The organism is Brucella cytisi (assembly GCF_038433355.1).
GTDB classification, from domain to species: Bacteria; Pseudomonadota; Alphaproteobacteria; order Rhizobiales; family Rhizobiaceae; genus Brucella; species Brucella cytisi.
This window is the reverse complement of record NZ_JBCAUP010000004.1, coordinates 1-23,857: the sequence shown is the minus strand read 5'-3', so window position 1 is coordinate 23,857 and position 23,857 is coordinate 1. Positions and strand designations below refer to the sequence as shown.

The window sequence follows — 23,857 nt, the reverse complement described above, 5'->3', positions numbered from 1 at the left end:
CCAAGTCTCTAATAATCACTCCAGACTGCCAGTTCGTTTCCTGCCGGGTCGGTGAAATGAAAACGCCGACCGCCGGGGAAAGAGAAGATGGGCTTCACAATGGTGCCGCCTGCATCGGTAACGGCTTCCAGAGCTTCTTCCAGCCGCGCTGCATAGAGTACCGGCAGGGGCTTCGCCATTGCCTGCCCATCCGCGTCAAAACCGCCGTCTAATCCCTCCGAAAAGGCTGAATAAGTTGGGCCGTAATCGATGAAAGACCAGCCGAAGGCGCGCGCATAGAAACTCTTCGTCGCATCGAGTGATCCATTTCCTGCTGGCATTTCCAGATAATCGAGCTTGCCCGTGATACGCATGGTCGAACTCCAATATGTTCTGTATTTGTTCTTATTCTTGCTGTATTTAGCCTGCGGAGTCAATCTGGTTTGGAGCCTTTGCGCGGTTAATCCTGTCTCTAATCGATTCTATTGTCGCGGCTTGTCTTTTTTGGTTGGCAGCAGCCTTGCGGATCGCATAAGCAACGAGGAGCAGGTTCTGGGAGTGCTTGCAATTGTTGCAAGCCTTTTATGAGCCGGCCCTATCAAGGAGGCCATGATGGCGAAGTGGGTGTACACATTCGGCGACGGCAAGGCAGAAGGTGCGGCAAGCGACCGTAATCTTCTCGGAGGCAAGGGAGCGAACCTGGCTGAAATGAGCAGTCTTGGTCTTCCGGTGCCTCCAGGCTTTACCATTACGACCGAAGTCTGCACCTATTATTATGATCATGAGCGTACCTATCCAAGTGAACTGAACGATCAGGTTCAGGCGGCTCTGGCCTATATCGCGAAAGTGACGAGACGCAATTTCGGCGATGCCGAAAAGCCACTTCTGGTGTCGGTGCGCTCCGGTGCCCGTGCTTCCATGCCGGGCATGATGGATACGGTGCTCAATCTTGGTCTCAACGACGAGACCGTGCAGGCCATCGCCCTTGAGGCGGGTGACGAGCGTTTTGCCTATGACAGCTACCGTCGCTTCATCCAGATGTATTCGGATGTCGTGCTGGGCGTCGATCATGGCTTCTTCGAAGAAATTCTCGAAGACAAGAAGGCCGATCTCGGCGTCGAGGTCGATACGGCGCTGACGGCCGAGGACTGGAAGGATGTCATCGGGTCCTACAAGGCCAAGGTCGAGGAAGAGCTAGGCCAGCCTTTCCCGCAAGACCCGCGCGAACAGCTATGGGGCGCTATCGGCGCCGTCTTCTCAAGCTGGATGAATGCGCGCGCCATCACCTATCGGCGGCTGCATAATATCCCGGCGGCCTGGGGCACGGCGGTTAATGTGCAGGCCATGGTGTTCGGCAATATGGGTGAAACCTCTGCGACTGGCGTTGCCTTCACACGCAATCCTTCAACAGGAGAGAAGAAGCTTTACGGCGAGTTTCTCGTCAATGCGCAGGGGGAGGATGTCGTTGCCGGTATCCGCACACCGCAGAACATTACCGAAGAAGCTCGCATTGCGGCCGGTTCCGACAAGCCATCGCTTGAAAAGGTAATGCCGGAAGCCTTCGCTGAATTCCTCAACGTCGCTGACCGGCTGGAGCAACATTATCGCGACATGCAGGACCTCGAGTTCACCATCGAACGCGGTAAATTGTGGATGCTCCAGACCCGATCTGGCAAGCGCACCGCAAAGGCCGCGTTGAAGATGGCCGTCGAAATGGCAGGCGAAGGCCTCATTTCCGAGGAAGAAGCGGTTCTGCGCGTCGATCCGGCAGCGCTTGACCAGCTTCTGCACCCGACGATCGACCCGCGTGCGGAGCGTCAGGTTATCGGTCAGGGCCTCCCAGCATCGCCGGGCGCTGCAACGGGCGAAATCGTCTTCTCTTCCGAAGAAGCCGAACAGGCAAAGTCGGAAGGCCGCAAGGTCATTCTCGTTCGCATCGAGACCAGCCCGGAAGATATTCACGGTATGCATGCGGCGGAAGGCATTCTAACGACACGCGGCGGCATGACTAGCCACGCAGCCGTTGTCGCACGCGGCATGGGCAAGCCATGCGTTTCCGGTGCGGGGTCGCTTCGTGTCGATTATCGCAATGGCGTCATGCTCGCAGCAGGCCAGACCTTCAAGAAGGGCGATGTCGTCACCGTCGATGGCGGCACCGGGCAGGTCCTGAAAGGCGCTGTGGCCATGCTGCAGCCCGAGCTTTCCGGCGACTTCGGCAGGTTGATGGAATGGGCCGACCGGACCCGCCGGATGAAGGTTCGCGCCAATGCCGAAACTCCGGCAGATGCCCGCACGGCACGTTCGTTCGGTGCGGAAGGCATAGGGCTCTGCCGTACTGAACACATGTTCTTCGACGGAAGCCGCATTGTCGCCATGCGCGAGATGATCCTTTCCGACAATGAAGAAGGTCGCCGTACGGCTCTGGCAAAGCTTCTGCCGATGCAACGTTCGGATTTCGTCGAACTTTTCGAGATCATGAAGGGGCTCCCAGTCACGATCCGTCTGCTTGATCCGCCATTGCACGAGTTCCTGCCGCATACGGACGAGGAAGTCGCGGAGGTTGCCCGGTCGACGGGTGTCGATGCTGCAAAGCTGCGCGAACGTGCGGATGCCTTGCATGAATTCAACCCGATGCTGGGCCATCGCGGCTGCCGTCTGGCTGTATCCTATCCGGAAATTGCGGAAATGCAGGCGCGGGCGATTTTCGAAGCTGCTGTTGAGGCAGGCAAGAAAACCGGTGAGCATGTGGTGCCGGAAGTGATGGTGCCGCTGGTCGGTCTGAAAGCCGAACTCGATTTCGTCAAAGCGCGCATCGACGCCGTTGCCAAGGAAGTCATGGCAGAGGCGGGCGTCAAGATCGACTATATGGTCGGCACAATGATCGAACTGCCACGTGCCGCCTTGCGCGCTGCCGAAATCGCAGAAACGGCTGAGTTCTTCTCGTTTGGCACCAACGACCTGACACAAACGACATTCGGCATTTCACGCGACGATGCGTCGTCGTTCCTGACCTACTATCAGCAGCGTGGCGTGATCGAACAGGACCCGTTCGTGTCACTCGATCTCGATGGTGTTGGTGAACTGGTGGAAATCGCCGCCGAACGCGGACGAAAGACCCGCGAAAAACTGAAGCTCGGCATCTGCGGCGAGCATGGTGGTGATCCGGCGTCGATCACCTTCTGCGAAAAGACAGGTCTCGATTATGTTTCCTGTTCGCCCTTCCGCGTGCCGATTGCCCGTCTTGCCGCTGCGCAGTCGGCCATACGCAAGGTTTGACAGAACGCCACAATTTGGCTTTGCTGCCGGAGTAGTCCCCGGTAGTTAAGCCATTTTCAGAAGATATTGTCATGTTTCGTTGTATTGCTGCGGCAGGAGCCGTCATTCTCGCCACGACTGGCATTGCCAGCGCATACGATATCTCGCCGCAGGAGCGCGCGGAGAACAAGGCCAGCCACGATACGATCAAGATCGTTGAGCCACAATTGTATATTGAACGTGGTGGCGCGGCATCGCCACAAGTGGCGCTGACGCTCGATGCCTGCATGGGCAAGACCGATCACCGGATACTCGATATACTAGTGCAGAACCGTATTCCAGCGACGATCTTCGTGACGGGGCGATGGATAAAGCAGAACCCGGTCGCCATGGCGGTTTTGAAGGCCAATGCCGATCTGTTCGATATCGAGAACCATGGCGCATTGCATATTCCGGCCATTACCAACGAGCCGAAAATGTATGGTATCAAGACGGCAGGGTCACTTGAGGCGGTCCATCTGGAAATCGATGGCGGCGCGACGGCGATCACTGATGCCGGAGTGTCGAAGCCCGTTTGGTATCGTGATGCGACGGCCCGTTATTCGACCGATGCGATCAAGCTTGCGACAAGCATGGGCTACAAGATCGGCGGTTATTCGCTGAATGGTGATCAGGGGGCCTCGTTGCTGGCGCCGACGGTTGAGCGCCGCATCGCCGCCGCGCGTGATGGCGATGTCATCATCTCGCATATCAACCAGCCAACGCGCTCAGCGGGCGAGGGGGTGGCCAAAGGCGTTCTGGCCTTGAAAGCAAAGGGGATGAAATTCGTGCGTCTCAAGGATGTTGAGACGACAATGACGCTCAACCCGGTTGTTCCGCACAATCTTCATGCGGGCGTTCCCAAGCCTGCGGCGCCGAAATAATCCCGTTCAGGCGCCGTTGACTTTTTCCTTCGGGGAGAGACTTTTCATGACGGCGGCGTAGTTACGGCCAAGGCTTTCAAAAACGGCATTTTCGCCTGTTGGCGGTTCAACGGACAGCGTCGTGCCGTCGTTGCGCAATGTGACGAAGATAACCTGATCGTCCGGTTGTCCGGCAATAGAAATTGCGCCGATACGTTGTGCTTCGCTGGTGTCGAGGGCAGGCATATTGAACAGAACTTCGCCGCCCACACGTTCTGCGGCCTTGGCGAGCGCGGAATCAAAACCTTCGATAAGGACGTCGATGGCTCCAAGCGCGAACTCCAGTTCGACGGCTTCAAGCGTCATCGTATCATCTGCGGTTGTGCTGTCCGATGACTGGTTGCCATTTTGAAGGGCGCGATCCATTCCGTCCTCTCCGACGATTGCAATATAAGCCCCCACATACGCAATCATGCCTTCTGTTAGCGGTTGCTGCAATGCCTTTTTATTTGATTTACCTAGCTTTTTCTCACTTATTCTTAAAGCTGGTGATCTTTGCAGGCTAAGAACGCATCCCGAAAAGTGCAAAATGGTTTTCGGATCAGATGCGTGCTGAACAAACAATTGGAGCGCCAATCTGCAGTAATCAGATTGAATTGCGCCCCTGGAGGGTGCTGCCCCTAATGCGATTTGCCTGATCTATCAAGCACGCCAAACGTGCATTAGCCATTGCTTTTGTAGATCGCTAAACATTCCTCCCGACAGGTTTTGATCGCGGTCAATGCTCTTTCATACCGAATCTTCGACGTTCTCCTCATCACAAGGGAAATGGTGTCGGAGGGCACATGAAACTGATCTGGAAAGCGGTGGTCGGCGGCGCGGGTGCGCTAGCCGCAGCTTGGCTCTTTGCGCTTTCAACACCCCATTGGCTGACGGTGAAACACGAAGCCGCCATCGATGTCACCGACACGGCTTTGATCGAAAAAGGCGAGTATGTCGCCCATGCGGGCGACTGCGCCGCGTGCCATACGGCGCCGGGAGGCAGGGCGTTTGCGGGTGGACTCGGCATGCAGACGCCGCTTGGCACGATTTATTCCACGAACATCACGCCAGACAGCAAAACCGGTATCGGCGGCTACAGCTATGCCGACTTCGAGCGCGCCGTACGGCAGGGGGTGCGTCAGGATAATGTCCATCTTTATCCGGCAATGCCCTTTGTTTCCTATACGGTCGTGAATGACGAGGACATGAAGGCGCTTTATGCGTTCTTCATGTCGAAGGTGGAGCCGGTACAACAGGATAACCAGCCCAGCACCTTGCCGTGGCCAACCAACATGCGCTGGCCACTCGCCTACTGGCAGCTTTTCTTTGGAAATTCGCGTCCGTTCGAAATTGCAGCGGACACTGATCCGGTGATCGCACGCGGCGCTTATCTGGTCGAGGGGCTCGGTCATTGCGGCGCGTGCCATACGCCACGTGGTCTCGCCTATGAAGAAAAAGCGGTGAAGAACGATCCGAAGGGCAAGTTCCTGTCCGGCTCGGTTCTGGAAGGCTGGTATGCGAAAAACCTGCGCGATCAGGATACAGGCCTTTCGAGCTGGGCCGAAGGCGAGATCGTCACCTTCCTCAAGACCGGGCGCACCGATCGCACGGCGGCGTTCGGCTCGATGGCCGATGTCGTGCAGCATTCGACCCAATACCTTGCGGAAGATGATTTGCGTGCGATTGCCCGTTATTTGAAGTCGCTGCCACCAAGCGAAGGACGCGAACGTGAATGGCAACCGAAGGAAGACGTGACGACGGCGGCCCTCAAGGCGGGAGATTTCAGCGCACCGGGTGCACTGTCCTATGTCGAGCAATGTTCGGTCTGCCACCGTATGGACGGCAAGGGTGCACCGCGCATCTATCCGGCGCTCGCCGAAAATACGATTGTCTTTGCCGATGATCCAAGCTCGCTCATTCAGGTCACTCTGACCGGGGGCAGGACGCCTGACACGCCTGCGGACAGGATGGCTTTTACCATGCCGGGTTTCGCCAATCTTCCGAACTGGCAGGTCGCCGAAATCCTCAACTTCATTCGCAATAGTTGGGGCAACCACGGCGCTGACATAACGGAGCAGGATATCGCGCGTATGCGCCGTGAAATCGCTCACAAGCCCGTCCATTACGTTCCGGAGAACAAGCAATGAAAACCAGTACGATTGTCGTTCTTGGTGCCGGTTTTGCCGTGGCAGTAACGGGCGGCGCGTTCCTCTTCAATCACCTGCGGCCCTCGCTGGATGCGCCGGCTCCGATGGCCTATGCGGTTCTGGACAAGGACAAAAATCAGGTCGGAACCTATGTCATCCCGCCGGACCGGGACATTCTCAAGCAGTCGAACGCACCCGAGATCATGCACGGCAAGCGGCTGCTCAACGAAACGGCGCGGCTTTTGCCCGACAATGTCGGCAACGGCCTGAACTGCAACTCCTGCCACATGGGGCAGGGCAAGATGGATAACGTTGCCTCCTATATCAATACCAGCAATTTCTATCCTGCCGTCATGCCCCGCGCAGGCAAGGAAGTCGATCTGGTGATGCGCATCAATGGCTGCTTCCAGCGTTCGATGAACGGTAAGCCACTGCCGCCTGATGGAGCCGACATGAGGGCGATGATCGCCTATATGGACTGGCTAGGACAGGACGTGAAGAAGGGTACGAAAGTGGCTATCCGCAATGCCGGTCCCATCGACGAAAGCCTTGCTCCCGATCCGGAAAATGGCGCCAGAATCTACGCCGCACAATGTTCGACCTGTCATGGTGCGGGCGGTGAGGGCATGAAGGATCAGGCCGGTGACTATATCTTCCCGCCGCTCTGGGGCGATGAAAGCTTCAATATCGGCGCCGGGATGGCACGGACCTACAAGGCGGCACAATTCGTCAAATATGCGATGCCGCCCGCTCAGAACTACAATCTGCCCATCGGGCAGGGCGGTGTTCTGACCGATCAGGAAGCCATCGATGTGTCGGAATATTTCACCCATATGCCGCGCCCCGATTTCGCAGGCAAGGTGAAGGACTGGCCGAACATGAAAAAGCCGAAAGACGCGCGTTATTAGAGCATTTCCAGCAAAAGTGCGAAGCGGTTTTGCGTAGGACAATGCGACGAAACAAATATTTGGAGCGGTTCCAGCAACCCCGTTTTGACCGAAACCGCTCTAAATGATATTGCCAAGAAAAGTGCCCCGCCATGTTCAAGCCAGGTGGGGCATTTGAATTGCTACGTCGAAGTTTTGCCGAGCGAAAATCTCTCTGCTATTCATACTGCGTGAAAACAGAGAGACAGAGCGACTCCAATGATTCAGTATAAGCTGGAAATGCTCTCGGAGACTGCATGAGAAAACTTCGCTACCAGCGGCGTCAGTCGCGCTCTGCAGTGTGGGCGCTTCGGCTTGGTGTTTTTGCGCTCGTTCTGCTTGCGATGGCATTTCTTCTGCATCGCTTCTGGACACTGGAGACACCTGACCTGGTGCTGCTTGCCGGATTGAGTACCGGTCTTGCCGCTCTGGCCCTTCTCTGCTCGGCTAAAGGTTTTCGCAATCTCTGGGTCAATGGCGACAAGGGCGGCGGGCGCTCCTTCTGGGGCGGCATATTCGCTTTTGCGGTGTTGCTTCCAGTCGGGCTGGTAACGTCACTTTGGTATCTCTCTCCGCCGCTTTACGACATCTCCACTGATTTCGAGACGCCGCCGCAATTCCCGTCCAACATGCCGCCACGCCTTCAATGGATGAACCCGCTGACAGTGGCCGTGAGTGGCGATGCGCTGACCCAGTTGACCGCCTATCCCGATGTGGTCGGACGCCGCTATGAAGCAGCACCGGACCGCGTTGCGCAGGGGGTCGAAACGGTTCTCAATACTTTTGGGTGGCAGGAGATCGCGCGCAATGCGTCTTCGCCGGAACAGAACGCGACGCGATTTGCCGTGACCGCCCATAGTTTCATCCTGGGCCTGAAAAGCGATATCGTTATCCGCCTGCTCGATGAAGGTGAAACCACCTATGTCGATGTGCGTTCGCTGTCACGCTATGGCAAGCGCGATATGGGGCAGAATGCCGGTTTCATTACCGATTTTCTGGGGGCGCTGGAAGGCGAGGTCAACAAAGCTCCAGCGGACGTGGAATAATCAGCCGGGAAGATAGATGCTGCCCAGCGACGGATGGCCATCTGTCGTGACTTCCCCCCGTCCGACCAGATCTTCCAGATGTGCGAGCACGGACAGTGCAGCCGCACCGTGCAATCTCGGATCAGTCTCGCGATAGATCACTTTCACCATGTCGCTGATTGTCCGGTCCCCCTGTAGAATACGCTCTAAAATGGCACGTTCGCGCATCTTGCGATGGGCACGCAGGCCGCGAACGAAGGCGGCAGGCTTGGTCACAGCACCGCCATGCCCCGGCAGATAGACCTTGTCGTCGCGTGCCAGCAGTTTTTCGAGCGAGACCATATAGTCATTCATCGAGCCGTCAGGAGGTGCGACGATGGACGTCGCCCAGGCCATGACGTGGTCGGCGGAAAAAAGAATGCCGGTTCCCTTCAGGCCGAACGCCATGTGATTGGCGGCATGTCCGGGAGTATGAATTCCTTCCAAAGCCCAGCCATCACCTTCGATCATGCTTCCGTCGGTCAGTGCAATATCCGGAATGAACTCCGTATCGGCGCTTGCCTCAAGCATGTTCGTTTCGCCCACATAATAGGGGCGGGCAGGGCGATGCGGTCCCTCGGCAACCGTGCGAGCGCCAAGGTTTTCCCTCAGACGCTGGGCCAAAGGTGAATGATCGCGATGGGTGTGACTGACGAAGATATGGCTGACCGGACGACCGGCAATGGCTGCGATCAAGGCGTTGTAATGCGCCTCATCTTCCGGACCGGGATCGATGATCGACAGCGTATCCGTGCCGATAAGGTAGCTGTTGGTGCCGTGAAAGGTGAATGCGCTCGGATTATTGACGGTGAGGCGTAAAATGCCTTTACTCAGTTCAACCGGCTTCCCATATTGGGGCGTGAAACTGCTGTCGAAAACAAGCGCCATTGAAGCGGCTTCCATTCTTCTTTGGTTTGATTGATGAAACGGCATAGGCCTTATATAGTCGGGTTGCAAACGTGAACAGTCATGCGCGCTGACAATCGCGTCAGCGGGCAGAATCCGGAGAATTTTTCATCCCGGTGTCGATCGCCGCGTCAAAAGTGGAGTTGGATATGCCTCATAGAGCAAAGTCTCGCTTCGCCACTGCCTCTCTCGCAACAGAATATCTGCCGACCAGACAACTGGCCCGTGCTTTCTGGTTTGTCGGGCTTGCGCTGGTCGGAACGGCTGTTCTCACCATTTCTGCCAAGATCAAAGTCGATCTGGTCTACGTCAATGCGACGATGCAGACCGTCGCTCTCTTTGCAATTTCAGCTCTTTACGGTTCGCGGCTCGCCGTGGCGACTGTCGCTCTTTATCTGCTTGAAGGCGCGCTTGGCATGCCGGTCTTCACCGGAACGCCGGAGAAGGGTATCCGCCTTGTCTATATGGTTGGCCCGACGGGCGGATATCTGCTCTCCTATCTTGCTGTGGCCTGGATCGTCGGGCGCGCTGCCGACAAGGGACTGGCACGCAACCCACTCGCTCTCGGCGGTGCAATGTTGCTCGCAGAAGCTGTCATTCTGCTGATGGGCGCAGGCTGGATGGCTTATCTCTTCGGTCTGGAAAAGGCCATTGCCTTCGGCTTCGGCGCCTTTATCGTCGGCGATCTCGTGAAGCTCGCACTTGCCGCATGTGGCGTGCCTGCGATGATGTCGCTTCTGACGCGCTGAAATTTTATCGGTTCTGCATGTTGAAAGCCGGGTCTTTGGCCCGGCTTTTTCTTGTTTCGGTTGAAACTGCTTCGCAATTGACAGAAGCCACATCACCAAGCTTTGTCACTATAAGAAATCTGCTTTTACGGGGAGGATGATTTGCACGTCGAAACTCTGGTGATTGAACCGCTGACAAAAGAAGCTTTTGCGCCGTTTGGCGATGTCATCGAGACTGAAGGGGCCGAGCTTCGCCTGATCAACAATGGCACGACCGAGCGATACCACGATCTAGCGCGCGTCGAAGCCGCTGGCACCGAAGCAAGGGTTCTCGTCAATATTTTCCGGGGGCAGTCGTTCGAGGCGCCAATCGACATCGTCATGATGGAACGTCATCCATTCGGTTCACAGGCATTCATTCCGTTGAATGGCCGGCCGTTTCTTGTGGTGGTCGCGGAAGACGATGGCGGCAAGCCTGCACGTCTGCGTGTTTTCCTTGCGCACGGTAATCAAGGCGTCAATTATCTGCGCAATGTGTGGCACCACCCGCTCTTGGCGCTTGAACAGAAATCCGATTTTCTGATTGTCGACCGGGCAGGCAACGAGGACAATCTGGAGGAATTTTTCTTCTCTGACACCACATACCGCATTGAAACAACAAAACCTGCCTGAGCTTTATCGAGGGATATTATGGGTAAACTTTCCACGCATGTGCTCGACACTGCCCATGGCAGCCCTGCGGCGGCGATGCGCGTCGAACTTTATCGTATTGGCGTAAACGGCGCTCCCGAACTGATCAAGCGCACGGTGACCAATCTCGACGGACGTACGGATGCTCCTTTGCTTTCCGGCGATGATTTACGCACTGGCACTTACGAGTTACAGTTCCATGTTGCCGAATATTTTGAGGGGCGCGGTGCGGAACAAGCCAATCCGCCGTTTCTCGATCTTATTCCGATCCGCTTCGCAATCGCCGATGTCGATGGAAACTACCACGTGCCGTTGCTTGTCAGCCCATGGTCCTATTCAACGTATCGTGGAAGCTGATCCGGACTTATCCTCTTTTCGGGCAGACGAACTAGGCTCCTCGCATTATCTATTGCGAGGAGCTGTTCATGGACCAAACCCCAAATCTGAAAATGCCCTATATTCTGCCCAGTCAGGTGCAGAAACATGTCACTCATAATGAGGCATTGCGGCTGCTCGTTGCCGTCGTGCATCTGAGCGTCAAGTCGCGGAATCGAGCCGAAGCGCTGGAACACCTGTCAGTGGAGATCGCTATCTTGTGGCTGCGGCTGCTGTCGGGGCATGGGCAGGAAAAGGCGGCGCAATAGCATCTTTCATTGATGGCGGATGGTTATTCGTGACGTCTGCTATCGGCTGGCAGGCCTATGTCGAGGACGAAGCGCACCTGATCGTTTTTGATGGCGCTCTCTGGAAGGGTGTTTCATCGGTTCCGGAAAACCTGTCCCTGTTGAGACTCGGTGTTCGTGCCACTGCCGACGCGATCAACCGGTTTGCTATTTCGCCGGATGTCGCCTGTTCATCAATGCCGGCGCAAACCTTTCGATGAAGGTGAAGAAGCAGACAGCAACAGATACGGCAAGCCTGCTGTATCAGACCCCTGGACTGCTTTTGCTGACATGGGGCTGAACGGCAGCAATGATTTGGGCGTGAAGGTGAGCAGCTATATCGGTCAATGGCGTGAGGCGACCGGCAATGTTGCAGTAGGCCCATCTGGCCACAGGCCCGGCTTTATGTCGATGGCCCCATCCTCCCCGGCATTTTATGCCGTAGCTGAATTACCCTCTGCAGGAAGTCACGGTGCGGGCGCAATGGTCTTCGTGACCGACATTCCGTCCGGTGCTCAGGTGGCCTATTCTGATGGCACCAATTGGCGCAGCATTCACAGCGGTACTGTCATTGCTTAAGCATGTTTCCCGAAAGCGGGCGCTAGTTTCGCGATAAAGGTATGCGTAAAACAGACAGATAGAGTGCGGCTGATTGGCCCACACTGTTACCAGGATACAGTCTACGGGCCGTAATTTAACCAAAAGATGTTTGTTAAGCCTCTGAAACGGCAATTGATATAGTCCTGCCGGAGGACTCATGTTAACGGTGCCGAGAAACTAGAATGCTTCGCAGCTACGGCGTGCAGCAAGCGGCCAAGGGATTGACTAAGCTTTAGTCCCCATTAGTAGTAAGAATAGCCTTATGGCGCTGGAATCGTTCCGGTATTTCTCTCCGTGGGAGAGCGGGATAACACGCGTATGAGTTTGAAATATCCATGGCAGAGACTGGCGCTTTTGCCCCGCGCCAGCAAACAGATCATTCTGATGCTGAGCGACTGTGTTCTGCTGTTGCTGAGCGCCTATCTGGCGTTTGTCATCCGCCTTGGCTTCGTTTTTGTACCGAACGAAGGGCAGATATTCCTGATTTTCATCGCGCCCATTCTTGCAATTCCGGTTTTTGTTCGGTTTGGACTTTACCGCGCTATCATCCGTTATCTGGCTGAACGCGCCATCTGGCCGATTTTCCAGGCTACCGCCATTGCCGCGCTTTTCTGGGTTGCGCTCGTTTTCCTGATGGAACTTTACGGTAGTACCGGTCTGCCGCGTTCGGTTCCGCTGCTTTACTGGCTTCTGAGTACGGTATTCATCTCCGCCAGCCGATTTGGTGCGAAATGGCTTTTGCGTAGCTCCGAGACGGACAAACGATATACGAGTTCTGCCTTGATTATCGGTGTAGGCGAACCCGCTCGCCAACTCGCAACGGCGCTTCGCAGTCATAGCGAAACACTGGTCGTCGGCTTCGTAGATCCTTATGGCCAGCTTAACGGCATGGATATTATCGGGCTGCGAGTCTATGGCGTGGAAGACATTCCTGCCTTGATCGAAAACTACGGTATCAAGCAGGTAGTTGTATCCGAGCCTGCGCTGGAACAAAAACAGCGTCAGGATTTTGCGCGGCTTCTCGGACGCCTTCCTGTCAGTACACGTATTCTTCCGCCGATCGCTGATTTGACGGCCGGGAAATATCTGGTCAGTTCACTGCGCAATGTGGAGATCGACGATCTGCTCGGGCGTTCGCCCGTGCCGCCGGATGCAGCTTTGTTGCGAGAAGTAGTCGAGGGCCGACGTATCATGGTGACGGGAGCTGGCGGCTCCATCGGCAGCCAGCTCTGCCGCACCATTGCGCAATGGAACCCGGCCTGTATTGTCCTGTTCGAGTCGAGTGAATTCGCGCTTTACAATATAGACCGACAGTTGAAGCAGATAGCCAGTTTCGAGATCGTGCCGATCTTGGGGACAGTCAGTAGCCGAGACTGCGTCGAGAATGCCATTCGCGACCACAATGTCGATACGGTCTATCATTGTGCGGCTTACAAACATGTGCCGCTGGTCGAGAAAAACCCGTTGGTCGGTATATTCAACAATGTGTTTGGCACGCTGGAAGTGGCTCAGGCCGCTCTCAACACCGATGTCGAGCGCATGGTGCTCATCTCGTCCGATAAGGCGGTGCGACCAACGAATGTGATGGGTGCAACCAAGCGCTGGGCCGAGTTGGTCGTCTATTATTGCGGTATGTTGGCTGAACAATCCGGAAAGAAGAAGGCATTCTATTCTGTCCGTTTCGGCAATGTGCTGGGATCGAACGGTTCGGTCGTTCCGCTCTTCCGCGAACAGATCGCCACTGGCGGTCCGATTACGCTGACGCATGAGGACATGACTCGCTACTTCATGTCGATCAAGGAAGCAGCCGAGCTTATTGTACAGTCTGGTGGCATCGCCGCGTCGGGCGATACGGTTCTTCTAGAGATGGGCGAGCCGGTGAAGATCCGCGACCTGGCAGAGAACATGATCCTACTGGCAGGGCTGACCGTTCGAAACGACGAAAACCCGCACGGCGATATTGCCATTGAGACGACGGGGATTCGCGAAGGCGAGAAGATGTATGAAGAACTCTTCTACGATCCTGCGCAGGCAAAGCCGACGCGCCATCCCAAGATAATGCGCGCTCCTCGGGGCAAGAAGGCTGAGGTTGATGTTCCGGCCAGCCTCACTGCACTTCGTATTGCGATGGAAAGTGGCGATCTCGATGCGGTTCGCAAGGTTCTGTTCGACGTTATAACTTCCTGAAGCGCGAGCGAAAATCCAGCAGCAGAACCAGTGTTGCGACAATTGCCACGAGGAGGAAAGCGATCTGGGTGACTGTGTTGTCCAGAGCAAGCAGCGCAACGGCGCAGGCAACAAGAATCACATTCAAAAGCGCTACATGGCCAATCACCTTGAGCACGCTCCAGCCGGAGCGTTTCGCTGCCTGATAGGCATGTTTGGAATGTGCTTTCAGAATATTCTCACCCTGACTTAACCGCATCACGATGGTCGTGCCTGCATCGAGAATATAATAGAGCGGCAGGATCAGCGCCACGGCAATATGTGTTTCTCGTGCGAGCAGGATCAGCGCTGTGCCGGTGATCAGGCCAAGCGGGAGACTTCCTGAATCGCCGAGAAAGATGGTTGCCGGTGGACGGTTGAATAGGGCAAAGCCCAACACTCCACCTGCTGCGATGATGCCGATACCGCCGCTTTCCAGTCCGGCAAGGCCAAGGGCGGCCAGAATGCCGATTCCAGCTAACGGAATCCCTATCCCTGCGGCGGTCATGAGATCGAGTCCGTCCATGAAGTTGGTCACATTGATCGCGATCACCAGTGAGAAGACAATCAGCATTACCTCCAGCCAGAAGGGCAGGAGGTTCGGCAGTAACCGGAAATCCGGGCCCAGGCCGTAGACAACCAGTCCGGCAGCAACGAACTGCGATCCCAGTCTGATGATCTCCGAAAGCTCATAACGGTCATCCAGTCCGCCGACGATCCAGAGTAGTAGCGACGCCCCGGAAAGGCAAAGCGCCAGATCGGCACTGATTTCTAGGTCTGGCGCAAAGATCAGCACCGTCACGATGATGGCGGGAACGAGTGCCAGCCCGCCGATCTGTCGTGCGACTGTCGTGTGATTGGAGCGCGAACTCATACGAGCCGCGAGAAAGTGCTCGGGCAAGAGCCGGTCTAACAGATAAAGCCCGATGCCGCACAAGGCAGCGCTGACGAGAAACGAAATCAACAAAAACCGCATAGTGAATACCGAAAATAAACCAGTCGTAGGAAGTAGCAGCTTTGAAGCCGGACGCAAATCGGCGGTTTGGTTTTAGGAAACAATCGGCGACAATATGCGGTTGAAAACGTTCTTCCCAAGGCCGGTAATCCTAAACGGGATTTCGCGATTAGGCGATTGCGTTCGGGATTCGAAGCAGCTATAAGGCCGCGCAACCGGTTGCTTCGGTTTGATTTGTTGGGGCGTAGCCAAGCGGTAAGGCAGCGGTTTTTGGTACCGCCATTCCCTGGTTCGAATCCAGGCGCCCCAGCCATGCTCAAATGTTGAGACAAAAGCTTATTGACTTGTCTTGACCTTCTTAAGTGGAGGCTTGCTTTTCCTCGAACTCACCGGATGTGCGCTTAACTGTCACGCAGAGTTATGACAAATGTACGATCCACGTTGTGTGGTCTGTCCCGTGAATTCCAAACGGCAAGCTTCTTATAGCCGTCGGACATCAGTTCGTGATCAATGGCGACCGGGATGTTTTCTTGAGTGCCAAATCCTCCGATACGTCTGGGGCACGCTATGGTTTGCGCCAATCTACTGTCAGTTTCCTTCACTCAACTAGCGGGTTTCCGGTTGAGTTTTTCCGCTCATGTCGCCTGTCGCTGCAATTGTTAAACTGGTGGAAGATGCTAACAATCTCCACACTATTTACATGCGAGAATAGCTAGGCTTACAACGAAGAAAACTTGATGGATTGCACCTCAAATGCTTCTTACATTCTCCTGAAAGTCATGGAAGTTTGGGCGGGTATAAAGTGATGTCAGTCCTCACATGCTTCCACTGGGCAAGTCGAATTTAAGAAGGAACTATCCGTTTTGCCGCGGCGCAACAACTGTCGATGACATTGTGCATTCCGTATTCGCACTTGCTCTTTGTATCCGTCAGCACGTCAAAGCCAACGGTCTACAATCTCTATGGATAAAACTTGAAACACTACGTTTCTTGAACCGTATCGTCTTGGCCGGTATGAAAACAGATTTTAATCCAAGCTATCGAACGGTGGTTCGTCGTTTTCGTCGAACGGCAGCGGTGATAACGGATAGTTCCCCGGAATTAGGCCCCAAAAGAGCCTTATTCAACCGTAACCAAAGAGTTGACTTAGGAGAGCTATTTCTTCAATTACGCTATAACGCATTGACAAAAAATAATTCGAGAAGGTGGCAGCGTGACAAATAGAAGGTTGGCCCGGTTAAAATCATGAGTATCGACATTTCGACAGCAAATGGGGCCCACGAGGTTGTGATCGCCGAGCCAACAAAGGGAGCTAAGGTCGCTCTTCGTGATATCTCGGAAGCTCTATCAAAGTATCGATTAGCTTTGATATTCGGATGGCAGGATGTTGCGCAACGCTATCGTCGCTCCCGTGTAGGTGCTTTTTGGCTCACGTTGAACATGGCTGTGTTCATTAGTGCTCTTGGCTTAATTTTTGGAACGCTCTTTCAAAGCGAGATGCGCGTATTTCTGCCGTATCTTTGTGCAGGTGTAATTACCTGGGGTTTTATTTCAACATGTCTGAATGATGGGTGTACAGCGTTCACTTCTTCTGAGGGAATAATTCTGCAAGTAAGAATGCCCTTGTTCACCCACGTTATGCGTACAGTTTGGAGAAACGTGATAATCTTTGCCCATAATATTGTTATTTTCCCTATTCTTATTCTTATTCTAGGAAAGACAATCAGTCTAAATATACTTTGGGTAATTCCAGGATTTTTTCTGTTATGCCTGAATTTATCATGGATGATGCTCATTCTGGCGGTTCTCTGCGCGAGATTTCGCGATATGACGCAAGTGGTAACAAATATTCTGCAAGTGTTGTTCTATGCGACGCCGATTATGTGGATGGTCAAAACATTGCCGGAACACGTTTCTCGAGCGTTTATTGAGCTGAACCCATTTTATCACTTTGTTGAACTAGTAAGGGCTCCGTTATTTGGCTCTCCGCCATCCCTGCTTGATTGGACCTTCGGTTTCGCTTGCGCGATAATTGGTTGGGTCGTTGCTGTTCTATTCTTCGGGCGGTATCGTTGGCGCGTAGCGTATTGGTTGTAGAAATGAGTTTAATTCAACTTCAGAATGTTAGTGTCGAATTCCCGATTTACAATTCGACAAGCCGCTCGCTTAAAAACAGAGTTCTTAGCATTGCGACTGGTGGAAAAATTGAAAGGCGCAGTGACCGTCTGGTAATTGTCCGTGGTCTCGACGATGTTTCCCTGACTTTTAGGGATGGAGATCGGGTCGGATTGATTGGCCATAATGGATCGGGAAAAACCACCTTGCTCCGTGTTTTGTCGGGCATTTATACGCCGACACACGGGAGTTCAGTCATCAACGGACATTGTGTGTCGCTGATCAATATTAATCTCGGGATAGATCCAGATGCGACGGGACGAGAAAATATTCGCCTGCGCTCTGCAATGATGGGTATGCTGCCTGAGGAGATTGCTGAAAAATTTGATCAGATTGCTGAATTTTCGGGACTTGGAGAGTTCTTGGATGTTCCGTTCCGTACTTACTCGTCCGGTATGCAGTTAAGATTGGCATTTGCGACGTCAACGGCTGTTCGGCCTGAAATCCTGATTATGGACGAATGGCTTTCGACCGGTGATGAGAATTTTAAAGAACGTGCAAATGAGCGTATGCGTGAGCTCGTCGACTCTACAAAAATCCTCGTTCTCGCGAGCCATTCAAAAGATCTGATGAAGAAGAACTGCAACAGAATAATCTGGCTTGAACATGGGCGAGTCAAAATGGACGGTCCGCCCGATGAGGTGCTGGCGACTTATTTTGGCGGATGAAGCAAGTTAACCTGTAGTCTCTAGGAAAGTCGTGGGGAATGCACGGCTTGAGAAGCCAACAGTCATATTGGATCCTCTCCAGTACGCGACTTTATCGTTACTATTGTAAGGTTATTGAACAATCATGCTAAAATTCGCCAGCCGCTTTAGGCAGTTGACCAACGCGCTACGCTATTTGGCCAAAGGGGATGTTTCAGGGCTGTTAAACCGCCTGAAATGGTACGGGCGTGAACATAATTATGTGAAACTGCGTAGACGGCTCGCGCGCGGAAATGGCATTGTCTGGGGAATTCTTTGCACACCGCACACCCTTTTTATCGCGCGGGCAATATCCAATCGCTTAGCAAATCACGGGATTGAGAGTGAAATAGTAACAGGCCCGATGAAGAGCTTCGATCATGACTTTTATATCGTCCTATGCGCACAGATGTTCGGGCGGCTTCCGCCGGCAAATAAACGTATCGTATTTCAGCTCGAGCAATCGGTGAGTTCAAGATGGTTCACGCCGAAATATATGAAGGTTCTCACAGAGTCTTTAGGGGTTCTTGAATATTCATTAACGAATATCGATTTTCTGGCCAAGAATGGAATCAATTATCCAAAAGTACATTATCTGCCTATCGGCGCTTCGCCAGATGGGTTTATTAAAGACAATGCAAAGCCTAAGAAATATGATTTTGTTTTTTATGGCGATAGTTCAAGCAGCGAAAGACGACGTAGGTTCCTAGAGAAACTCCAGGAAAAATATAACGTAAAAATATGCAGCGATTTGTTTGGAAGTGAACTCTATACCATTATACAAGAATCCAAAGTTGTTATAAATATACATTACTATGAAGGCGCATTGTTGGAAATGCCTAGAGTATGCGAGTGCATTTCTCTGGGCGTTCCCGTCCTCTCCGAAGGAGCAGCCGATCAGGATGAATATCCTGAACTAGAGGGTGCCGTGCAATTCTTCGATGAAGGGTCAATCGATAGCATGATGGTGTGTGCTTCGAGGATGATTAACAATCTTGATAGCATAAATAAAACACTTGAAACGGCTGTTTCAATCAGTACCGCACGTTTCAATTTTATGATGGACCGCTTTCTGGTGGCGATTGGAGTTGTTCCAGCCAATATTATTCTAGAACGTCCGATATATGTAGCCCAAAAAAGTGATTTTTTCGCTCTTTCGTTGCCGGAAACAATAGAACGGCGCAAGAGCATTGCTCAGTCTCTGCCAGATGGTTGTGAACTGTTTGACGGGATTCGCCACAGCTCGGGTTGGATCGGCTGTGGAGGTAGTTTTAATGCTTTATCACGCTATGCAGTTGCGAATGCAGTAGACAGATTGGTCGTCATTGAAGATGACGTAGAGCTACCGCCAAATTTCAACAGCCTCCTACGCGAGATTAATAAGTATCTTGATGCGCGTCGATCAGGTTGGGATATATTCTCAGGCTTGATGGCTGACATTCATCCAAATGCGAAGATCATCTCTGTTGAGCAATTTGATGGTCGCACTTATGTAACTATCGACAAGATGACTAGCACTGTATTCAATATATACAATGAAAGTGCTTTAAAAGTATTGTCGCAATGGGATCCACTTAATACCGATGCTATCACAAATACGGTCGACAGATACCTCGAGCGGCAGGAAAATCTCCGAGTGGTTGTAACTGTACCATTTATAGCTGGTCACAAGGAAGATGCAACGTCGACATTATGGGGGTTTGAAAACGAGCGTTACGCCCCGATGATCGCAGAAGCACAGCGGAAGATTGAATCTCTGGTTCAAGAGTGGCGGCTTGCTAATCCGTAGGTGTAGACTAATTAACGAATTGAATTATTTATAGAATTAAGGTGCTCTTTGGCTGAAAGCGATTTTCAGTTTCATGCGGAATGCCCAATGTTGTATTTCAGACGTCTTGAGAGCGGCTCGCAGCAAATCGGTCTTAAGGATTGGTCACGTTTGACAGACAAAGGCCTTTCAATTACTCCAACCATAGATTCGAGGAGATCGACGCTTGTCTAAGCAAAGAGTATTGGTGCTGGGTGGCGGTGGCTTTGTAGGTGCGCATCTATGCAATCAACTATTAAGGGCTGGTTACAAGGTGCGCTCGTTCGGAAGAACAGCTGCAACTTCATTGCATGCTGATATCGAATTCCTGCGCGGCGATTTTTCTGACGTAGAGCAAATCAAACGAGCACTCGTCGGTCAGGAATATGTTTATCATTTAATTCACGGAACTAATCCCCCGGAAGTAAATTCCGATATAACGGGAGATCTTATTAGAACTATTCATCCTACTATTTCGTTATTAGATCAGTGCGCAGAAGCTAATGTGAAAAAAGTTATCTTCGTAAGTTCTGGTGGTACTGTATATGGTGATAATGGTATGGTGGCTTCCCGCGAGAATGATCCTACAATACCAATGAATGCTTATGGTGCGCATAAGTTGCTAATTGAGAACTATCTTAGAGTGTTCTCATATGCCAGGCAGCAAGATTATTTGATTCTGCGGTTATCAAATCCCTATGGGCCATTACAATCAGTGACAAAAGGCGTTGGGCTAATAGCCGCTGTGATTGATGCCATAAAAAATGGTCGTGCCGTCGATGTTTATGGAGATGGTGAAACGCAGCGAGATTACATTTACATCGGAGATGTGGTTCGCGCGATGGAGTACGCGATAGCTTATGAAGGCAACCATAAAATTTTCAACATAGGTAGTGGGGAGGGGAAGAGTGTTAATGAAATTATTTCTTTTGTCGAACATGCGATGGGCATGAAAGCGAAAAAAAACCCGCTTCCAGGTAGAATTTTTGATGTCAGAAAAAGTATTCTTGATATATCGTTGGTAAGAAATGAATTAGACTGGCATCCCAATGTTGATCTGAGAGATGGCATAAATCGTACGGTAAGTAGTCTGTAGTATACTATGTGAGTTTGGATGGTTATTTTATGCCAGCACCAGAAAAAGTCGATCAAAGGTCTTGCCAAGATTTCAGTATATTGCCGCCCTATATATCAACTCCACAATGGAATTTTGGGGTAAACGCGCAAGCCCGTGCGTTGAACGATATATTCGATGAGAGTTTGAATGCAGATGTTGTATGGCAACCGGATACATATCATTCTGCCATGAAGTATGCCTGCGCTTCTGGTGCAAAGCGGATAATAGACATTGGTTGTGGCAATGCTCTAAATCTGAAGAGTCTTTTTGCAGATAGCGAATTTGAGGTTATTGCTGTTGATTTTGCCAGGTCGTTGATAGCTGCTAAGAAGAACTATTCCACAGCAACCCACGTTGAGTGCGACCTGACATCGTGGAGCGAATTATTGGCAGTGGCCGAAAAATATCGCGATGGCGTCCCAACTGTAATTTTATGTGGTGAGGTAATTGAAAAACTATCCGACCCACGCCCATTATTGGCATTCATTCGGTTGTTGTTGGCTGGATTCGCCAGTAATCGATGCTTCTTATCTACACCAGATCGTTTAAAGTTGGGGTATCATACCCCGACAAGCAAGCCAGCTAATCCAGCACACATTCGAGAATGGACCAGCGAAGAACTTAGGCACCTATTAACGGCTTCAGGGTTTTACGTAGCGCAGATGGATAATATCCGCGCAAATGTACATGACGATCAAGCCAGTATAATCCTAGTGGAATGTTCGTTTGAGGAGTCGTCATATCGAGAAGCGTTAGCACGAAGTGGTATCGTGTCTAAAAATGTATCATCTGTTATGATCACGACTGAATATCCTGGATTAGTCGCGAGCGGTGGTATCGGGACTTTTGTGGCAGACTGGCATCGTTCAAATGATAGTTCGGTCGTACTCACCACTTTCGAGTTTGACAGGAAGAGAAAATTAGAGAGCGACGTCGTTTTCGGTCCGTCAGATGTGGTTGATGTATCGAGAATCGATGACATAGGAACTGCGGATGTAATGCTGCAGGCCGTCACACAGTTGCTTTTTATGTGTCCTGATCTCAAGGAAATACACTTCCAAGAGTACTTGGGTATTGGGGTGCGTATCGCGCAAGCCAAAAAGGCAGGGATTCTTCCTGATACATTCACAATCGTCACCCATTGTCATGGCAACCAGCACTATCTGGAAAATGCAAACCAAGCTTGGTCAGGGGTAGATGCTCAAGCATACGCTGTAAAGGAAAAGGTTTGTATTGAGCTGAGCGATCAAGTCGTCTTCCCTTCGGTTTTTTTACGCGAGCTTTATAGTCAAACAGGAATTATCATCGATGAAAATAAGGTGCTGATGTGCCCTTATCGTTACACTAACATCAATGCCGATAACTTAAAGTTTTCCAATATAAGACGCATAGTTTTCATAGGGAAGTTCATGCCGATGAAAGGATTCGATCTTTTTTGTGAAGCTTTTGATAATAGTCTTTGTAACGACCTCAAAGCCAAAGGTATCGAGGAGGTCACACTTATCGGACGTGGAGCTGTTGGAGGCTATGTCAACCGGGCGGTTGTTAAACGTCATTTTAAATTGACGGTGCATACGGAGTTTGATCTTGCAGAACTTGTTTCGTACATAAGGGAACATAGATCCGATAGCTTGTTTGTTGAGCCATATCGCGGTGATAATTTCCCCCTCGCGGTTTATGATGTTGTCGGCAATGGTGGTTTGCTTCTGGCCGGGCATGGAGGGGGCATTCCGGAGATGTTCCAAGCTGAGGTTTGGCGGGAGTGTCTAGCTGATCTCTCGATAGAATCGCTACGTTACAAAATTCGTGAATTGGTCGATTGGGACAGCGGCAAAAAGAGCCGTATCGCCGCTGAACTTATTGACGATCTGCACCGAAATAATGATGTGGTCAGCACCATTAAGTATGCGAAAGCCGATAAAACCGAAGGCGAGTTTCTCAGTTCAACGGTGATGATTCCATTCTATAATACTAATATTGCTGAGTTTATTGATTTGCTGAAGTCGCTAAATCAGCAGTCTCTTCATCCAACCGAAATTATCATCGTAAATGATGCGTCTGAATATAAAAGTCGCACAGAGATGGTGGAAGCCGCTCAAAAACACCTAGATATACCGTTTAGGATCATTGAACACCCCTACAATCGCGGGCTGGCAGGCGCAAGAAATACGGCTTTGGCCGCTTGTAGAACGGACCTCATATTGAACGCTGACTCTGATGATATCCCACTAAATGACTGGGTTAAGACAATAGTTACTGCGTTAAGCCGTGATCCACTAGCTGCTGCGGCAGTTCCATATCTGGCGGCCTTCGATGCTGGCACTGACTTCAACCAATACCTAACGAAGGGACAATATATATACCGTCCCCTTGGAGATGGGTTCGTTACTTCTCAGGTGCAAAACGACCTAGGTCATGCAAACTCCGGCTACAGGGTTTCTCATGCTAAAGGTCTGGGCGGATGGAACGCTACAACGAAAGCGAAATATGAGGACTGGGCATTCTATCTCAACGTCATAGCCAATGGTTTTCGTATTGCCATTATCCCGAAAGCAACTTGCCTTTATCGTGTTAGAAAAAATTCGATGGCAAGAACGTATTCGGAGTGGCCGGGTCAAGTGCGCCTCTATCAAACGACGAATGGTCTATCTAGATTCGAGTCCCTTCAATTGCAGCGCTTATGTCGCATGACTTCCAGCGCTGACGGACTTAGTGAGTTGCAGGGGCGATTGACTACTTTAGAGAGCCGAAAACTGTTTAGACTAACGAATGCGCTTGCTGCGCGATTAAGACAAGCACCCCGACTTTATTTGGTTTTGCGCAAGGTGGCCGGCATCTCGCGAAATGTTGTTAGTCGGATAAGACTAGCGTTACGGTCTTGAATGCAGCCTCTCATGTTCGTTACTTCAATCCAACAAATGTCGAATTGGCCGTAACTGGTCGTGAGCGCGGATTTCTGCGTACCTTCTGAAGCGAACTGCTCTCAGACCAGAGGTGTCCGCCAACCTAGG

General features: G+C 52.0%; 18 protein-coding genes, 1 tRNA gene and 1 pseudogene. 16 read left to right on the top strand and 4 right to left on the bottom strand.

The window, feature by feature from the left end:
• Positions 1–8 precede the first annotated feature (8 nt).
• The gene (locus AAE521_RS04690) at positions 9–353 is read right to left on the bottom strand and encodes a VOC family protein (RefSeq protein WP_342060620.1); all 345 of its coding nucleotides are present in this window, start codon (positions 351–353) and stop codon (positions 9–11) included.
• A gap of 238 nt (positions 354–591) precedes the next feature.
• Here AAE521_RS04690 and ppdK point away from each other — a divergent pair, with 238 nt between their 5' ends.
• A complete protein-coding gene (gene ppdK, locus AAE521_RS04685; protein WP_342060619.1) occupies positions 592–3,255 on the top strand; it encodes a pyruvate, phosphate dikinase in 2,664 nt (887 codons plus the stop codon).
• Between the two features lie 71 nt (positions 3,256–3,326).
• Positions 3,327–4,157, top strand: a complete 831-nt coding sequence (locus tag AAE521_RS04680) for a polysaccharide deacetylase family protein (protein WP_342060618.1) — start codon at positions 3,327–3,329, stop codon at positions 4,155–4,157.
• 6 nt (positions 4,158–4,163) lie between these two features.
• Here AAE521_RS04680 and AAE521_RS04675 read toward each other — a convergent pair whose 3' ends face one another.
• Positions 4,164–4,562, bottom strand: a complete 399-nt coding sequence (locus AAE521_RS04675; protein WP_342060760.1) for a hypothetical protein — start codon at positions 4,560–4,562, stop codon at positions 4,164–4,166.
• A 419-nt stretch (positions 4,563–4,981) separates the two neighbouring features.
• Between AAE521_RS04675 and AAE521_RS04670 the strand changes: the two genes are divergently transcribed.
• The 3 genes from AAE521_RS04670 (at position 4,982) to AAE521_RS04660 (ending at position 8,297) form a co-directional block, all read left to right on the top strand.
• On the top strand, positions 4,982–6,325 hold the full coding sequence (locus tag AAE521_RS04670) for a c-type cytochrome (protein WP_342060617.1): 1,344 nt from the start codon (positions 4,982–4,984) through the stop codon (positions 6,323–6,325).
• Positions 6,322–7,233, top strand: coding sequence for a c-type cytochrome (locus AAE521_RS04665; RefSeq protein ID WP_342060616.1), 912 nt, complete (start codon positions 6,322–6,324; stop codon positions 7,231–7,233). Before AAE521_RS04670 ends, AAE521_RS04665 begins: the two co-directional genes overlap by 4 nt.
• A 275-nt stretch (positions 7,234–7,508) precedes the next feature.
• Positions 7,509–8,297: a DUF1499 domain-containing protein gene (locus tag AAE521_RS04660; protein WP_342060615.1), complete on the top strand. Its 789-nt coding sequence runs from the start codon at positions 7,509–7,511 to the stop codon at positions 8,295–8,297.
• On the opposite strand, the gene AAE521_RS04655 is transcribed toward AAE521_RS04660, so the two are convergent.
• Positions 8,298–9,203: an MBL fold metallo-hydrolase gene (locus AAE521_RS04655; protein WP_342060614.1), complete on the bottom strand. Its 906-nt coding sequence runs from the start codon at positions 9,201–9,203 to the stop codon at positions 8,298–8,300.
• Between the two features lie 167 nt (positions 9,204–9,370).
• On the opposite strand from AAE521_RS04655, the gene AAE521_RS04650 reads away from it, so the two are divergent.
• The 5 genes and pseudogenes from AAE521_RS04650 (at position 9,371) to AAE521_RS04630 (ending at position 14,088) form a co-directional block, all read left to right on the top strand.
• Complete coding sequence (locus tag AAE521_RS04650; protein ID WP_342060613.1) at positions 9,371–9,970, top strand: biotin transporter BioY; 600 nt, start codon at positions 9,371–9,373, stop codon at positions 9,968–9,970.
• Between the two features lie 141 nt (positions 9,971–10,111).
• Positions 10,112–10,621, top strand: coding sequence for an ureidoglycolate lyase (locus tag AAE521_RS04645; protein ID WP_342060612.1), 510 nt, complete (start codon positions 10,112–10,114; stop codon positions 10,619–10,621).
• Positions 10,622–10,639: 18 nt separating this feature from the next.
• A complete protein-coding gene (uraH, locus tag AAE521_RS04640) occupies positions 10,640–10,996 on the top strand; it encodes a hydroxyisourate hydrolase (RefSeq protein WP_342060611.1) in 357 nt (118 codons plus the stop codon).
• Between the two features lie 68 nt (positions 10,997–11,064).
• A pseudogene (locus AAE521_RS04635) lies at positions 11,065–11,880 on the top strand (DUF2793 domain-containing protein).
• Positions 11,881–12,219: 339 nt separating this feature from the next.
• Positions 12,220–14,088, top strand: a complete 1,869-nt coding sequence (locus AAE521_RS04630; protein ID WP_342060610.1) for a polysaccharide biosynthesis protein — start codon at positions 12,220–12,222, stop codon at positions 14,086–14,088.
• Here AAE521_RS04630 and AAE521_RS04625 read toward each other — a convergent pair.
• A complete protein-coding gene (locus AAE521_RS04625; protein ID WP_342060609.1) occupies positions 14,075–15,082 on the bottom strand; it encodes an MraY family glycosyltransferase in 1,008 nt (335 codons plus the stop codon). The genes AAE521_RS04630 and AAE521_RS04625 overlap by 14 nt on opposite strands.
• A 217-nt stretch (positions 15,083–15,299) precedes the next feature.
• On the opposite strand from AAE521_RS04625, the gene AAE521_RS04620 reads away from it, so the two are divergent.
• The 6 genes from AAE521_RS04620 (at position 15,300) to AAE521_RS04595 (ending at position 23,728) form a co-directional block, all read left to right on the top strand.
• Positions 15,300–15,374, top strand: a tRNA-Gln gene (locus tag AAE521_RS04620).
• Between the two features lie 932 nt (positions 15,375–16,306).
• A complete protein-coding gene (locus tag AAE521_RS04615) occupies positions 16,307–17,158 on the top strand; it encodes an ABC transporter permease (RefSeq protein ID WP_342060608.1) in 852 nt (283 codons plus the stop codon).
• Between the two features lie 2 nt (positions 17,159–17,160).
• The gene (locus AAE521_RS04610) at positions 17,161–17,904 is read left to right on the top strand and encodes an ABC transporter ATP-binding protein (RefSeq protein ID WP_342060759.1); all 744 of its coding nucleotides are present in this window, start codon (positions 17,161–17,163) and stop codon (positions 17,902–17,904) included.
• A 124-nt stretch (positions 17,905–18,028) separates the two neighbouring features.
• The gene (locus AAE521_RS04605; RefSeq protein ID WP_342060607.1) at positions 18,029–19,711 is read left to right on the top strand and encodes a methyltransferase type 11; all 1,683 of its coding nucleotides are present in this window, start codon (positions 18,029–18,031) and stop codon (positions 19,709–19,711) included.
• A 205-nt stretch (positions 19,712–19,916) separates the two neighbouring features.
• Positions 19,917–20,825, top strand: coding sequence for an NAD-dependent epimerase/dehydratase family protein (locus tag AAE521_RS04600; protein WP_342060606.1), 909 nt, complete (start codon positions 19,917–19,919; stop codon positions 20,823–20,825).
• A 29-nt stretch (positions 20,826–20,854) separates the two neighbouring features.
• Positions 20,855–23,728: a glycosyltransferase gene (locus AAE521_RS04595; RefSeq protein WP_342060605.1), complete on the top strand. Its 2,874-nt coding sequence runs from the start codon at positions 20,855–20,857 to the stop codon at positions 23,726–23,728.
• Positions 23,729–23,857 lie beyond the last annotated feature (129 nt).